The sequence below is a fragment of the Streptomyces hirsutus genome (assembly GCF_001418415.1).
Lineage (GTDB): Bacteria > Actinomycetota > Actinomycetes > Streptomycetales > Streptomycetaceae > Streptomyces > Streptomyces hirsutus.
Genome location: NZ_LIQT01000697.1, coordinates 1 through 3,581 on the forward strand (window position 1 = coordinate 1; position 3,581 = coordinate 3,581).

A 3,581-nucleotide genomic window follows, 5' to 3' on the forward strand; every position below is an offset into this window, starting at 1 on the left:
GCGGACGGGGTTTCAGCGGCCGGGGGCGGCCCAGGCGCGTGACCCGCCGATCCAGGTCTCGCGTACGCCGATCGACGCGAGCTCGGACGGGTCGGCGTCCAGCGGATCGGAGTCGAGGACCACGAAGTCCGCGAGCAGGCCGGGCGCGAGGGAGCCGACCGAGCGCTCCCGGTGCAGGGCGCGGGCGGCGGCGGCGGTGTGGGCGTGCAGTCCGTCGGCCACCGGCAGCCGCAGCGACGCGTCGCCGAGCACGGTGCCGAGGACCGTGCGCCGGGTGGCGGCGGCGGACACGGCCTCCAGCGGCGCGGGGGGTGCGACCGGCGCGTCGGAGGAGAACACCACGGGGACACCGGCCGGCAGGCACGGCCCGGCCGGGTTGTAGCGGTGGCCGAGGTCGCCGATCGCGGTGAGGGTGCCGTCGCCGGTGCGCAGGTGGTGCTGCGGCTGCATGACCGGTACGACGCCGAGACCGGCCATGCGCGTGATCTGCTCGTCGGTGGGCAGCCCGCAGTGCTCGATGCGGTGGCGCATGTCGGCGCGCGGGACGTCCGCCTGTGCCTTCTCGACGGCGTCGAGCACCATGCCGATGGCGAACGGCGACTGGGCGTGGGTCGCCGTCTGCAGTCCGGCGGCGTGGGCGCGGCGCACGATCTCCGCGTACTCCTCGGCCGAGTGGTAGAGCTGCCCGTGGTGGCAGCAGTCGGCTGCGTACCCCTCCGGGAAGTAGGCCGTCCAGCCGCCGAGGGTGCCGTCCGCGTAGAACTTCACGCCCTGCACACGGAACAGGTCGTCGCCGAAGCCGTGGACGACGCCGAGGTCGAGGGCGACGTCGAGCAGGGCGGAGGTGAGGTACGCCGAGACGCGCATCCGCAGTGCGCCGCTCTCACGGGCCCGCAGGTACGTCTCCATCTCGCGACGTGAGGCCTGGGCGTCGCCGACGGTGGTCACACCGGCGGCCAGGAAGGTCTCCTGGGCGCGCAGCAGGTGGTCGGCCATGATGTCGTCGGGCTCGGAGAGGTGGAAGTTCGGGCCGTGGTTGCCGATCTTCACTCCGGCGGGGCCGGTGAGCCGGTCGCAGGCCGCGTCCCACAGCTGCCCGTCGGGCTCGCCGCTCGCGAAGCGGCCGATGGAGCCGCCGTCCGGGTCGGGGGTGCCCGCGGTGATGCCGCAGGCGTGCAGGGTGTGGGTGTTGACGACGCCGCCGTGGCCGGAGGCGTTCATCACGTACACCTCGCGGTCGGTGGCGATCCGGTCGAGGTCGTGGCAGGTGGGGTGGCGGCGCTCGGCGAGGCGGCGGTGCTCGTAGCCGAAGCCGCGGACGGGCACGCCGGCGGGCAGGTCGCGGGCGGCCTCGGACAGCACGGCGACCAGGGTGTCGATGTCGGGGACGCGCTCGGGGCGGCAGTCGACCCAGGCCAGGGCCTGTCCGTACATCACCGGGTGGCAGTGGGCGTCGACGAACCCGGGGTGGACCAGGCCGCCGTCGAGCTCCAGCGTCTCGTCGGCCCGGCCGCCGAGGGCCGCGCGGGCGTCCTCGGCCGTGCCGACGTGCACGATGCGGTCGCCGCGAACGGCGACGGCCTCCGCGCGAGCGGCGGTGCCGGCCGCCGCCACGGCGGCACCGGTCACCAGCAGGGTGCGGTCGGTACGGGGATCGGCGGGAGCGTGGCGCATGAGGGGTCCTGCTTTCGGCCAAGGGGACGCCGGGGTCGACAAGGGCGACGCACAACGGCTGATTCGTTCGTCAGGACGATAGATAACGAACGACAAGTTGGCCAGAGGGTGGCAAGAATTAATCTTCGGAAGTTCTGAGCCCTCTCACTTACGGATCATCCTTCGCGGGGCGTCCCGCGGCGTCGAACGGTCCGCCTACGGCACGGCCGCACCGTTGGGCGCGCCCATGTCGTAGCGCTCCTTGATCAGCTCGAGGTGCACCCAGCTCTCCACGCCGCGCACACCCGCGCAGGCCCGCATGGCGTCAAGGGTCGCACGTACCGCGCCGAGGGATTCCGCGCTGATCGTGCCCACGAGTTCGGCGCGGCCGTTGCACGCCGACAGGAACGACACCCGCTCCCAGTCCGCGAGCGTGGAGGCGACCGGCTCGCGCGCCCCGTCGACCCGTACCGCGAAACCGCAGAGGTAGCCGAGGTTCAGCAGTTCGGGCCGCACCAGGGCGAGCACCTTCGCGACACCGTCCTCCAGCAGGCGCAGGGTGCGGGACCGGGTGGCGCCCGGCGACAGACCGACCCGCTCGGCCAGTTCGGCGAACGGCAGGCGGCCGTCCTGCTCCAGCTCGTCCAGGATCTTCCGGTCGGTGTCGTCCAGCTCGTGCACGCCCGGGTTCGTGGCGAGCAGATAGGGGTCCTTCATGTGCCGGACGCTGATCAGCGGGTCCACGGTGGAGACGCCGGGCAGCGACCGCACCCGCTCGATCGCGCGGTCCAGGGCGTCGAACCCCTCCGTGCGCAGCTCGGCCATGACGGGCCGCTGCCCGGCGGTGAGCGTGACGAAGGGGGCCTGGGGCATCGCCGCGATCGCCCGCGCCACCTGCTCCGCCGGGCCGTGCGTGTCGATCGACAGGTGCGCGGACGCCGTCAGCCCGCGCACCACCGGGTGAACGACGGCGACGACCCGGACCGCCCCGGAGCCGAGCAGCCGCTGCGCGCGGGCCCGGGTCGCCGGCCGGGACAGGCCCACGCGCTGCGCCAGCGTCTCGTAGGTGAGACGGCCGTCGTTCTGCAGTTCGCGGACGACGGCCAGGTCGATGCGGTCCAGATCCACCTGGGCTGATCCCCTCGGTTCGGCGGCCCGGGGTGCGTACCCCGCCCGGGTCCGCTGACATTCTCGGTCACCCGTCATCCTTCGGAGTGACTGGTGTCACGGGCGTACGGCACGGCCACCCCTGGACAAGGCGACATGACGAAACGTACGTTCAACTCGCCATTCACAGACGAATCATCTGCGGAGGATCGAATGGGGCAGCCTGTAGTCGTCTTCACGGACCCCGAGGACCTCGATCCGGAGCCGGGGGCGCGGATGCTCGTGGACGCCGGCTTCGAGGTGCGGATCGGCGACAGCCGCGACCCCGACGTCATCGCGTCGCTCGCCGCGGACGCCGTCGCCCTGATCGTCGGATACGCCCGCGTCGACGCCGCGCTGCTCGACCGCCTCCCCGCGCTGCGGATGATCGCCACCATGTCCGCCGGCTACGACATGATCGACACCGCGGAGGCCGCGCGACGCGGCCTGTGGGTGACCAACCTGCCGGCGGCGGCCACCGAGGACGTCGCCGTGCACGCCTTCGCCTGCGCGCTGTCGCTGATCCGCCGCCTCCCGCAGGCCGACGCCGTCGTCAGGGCGGGCGGCTGGAACGAGGAGTTCGCCGCGGGCAGGCTGCCGCGCCGCGCGAGCGAACTGACCCTGGGCCTGGTCGGCCTCGGCCGCATCGCCCGCCACCTCGCCACGATCGCCGCCCCCGTCTTCGGCCGGATCGCGGCCTACGACCCGCACACCGCGCAGGCGGACTGGCCGGCCGGCGTCGAGCGGTACGACGCCCTCGACGCGCTGGCCGCCGCCACCGA

General features: G+C 73.5%; 3 protein-coding genes. 1 reads left to right on the forward strand and 2 read right to left on the reverse strand.

Annotation, left to right across the window (positions count from 1 at the left end):
• Positions 1–12 precede the first annotated feature (12 nt).
• On the reverse strand, positions 13–1,674 hold the full coding sequence (locus AOK11_RS37550; RefSeq protein WP_055598102.1) for an amidohydrolase: 1,662 nt from the start codon (positions 1,672–1,674) through the stop codon (positions 13–15).
• A 195-nt stretch (positions 1,675–1,869) separates the two neighbouring features.
• A complete protein-coding gene (locus tag AOK11_RS37555; protein WP_055598103.1) occupies positions 1,870–2,781 on the reverse strand; it encodes an Lrp/AsnC family transcriptional regulator in 912 nt (303 codons plus the stop codon).
• A 192-nt stretch (positions 2,782–2,973) separates the two neighbouring features.
• Between AOK11_RS37555 and AOK11_RS37560 the strand changes: the two genes are divergently transcribed.
• Positions 2,974–3,581: NAD(P)-dependent oxidoreductase (locus AOK11_RS37560; RefSeq protein WP_276204866.1), on the forward strand; the 608-nt coding region annotated here is incomplete at its 3' end.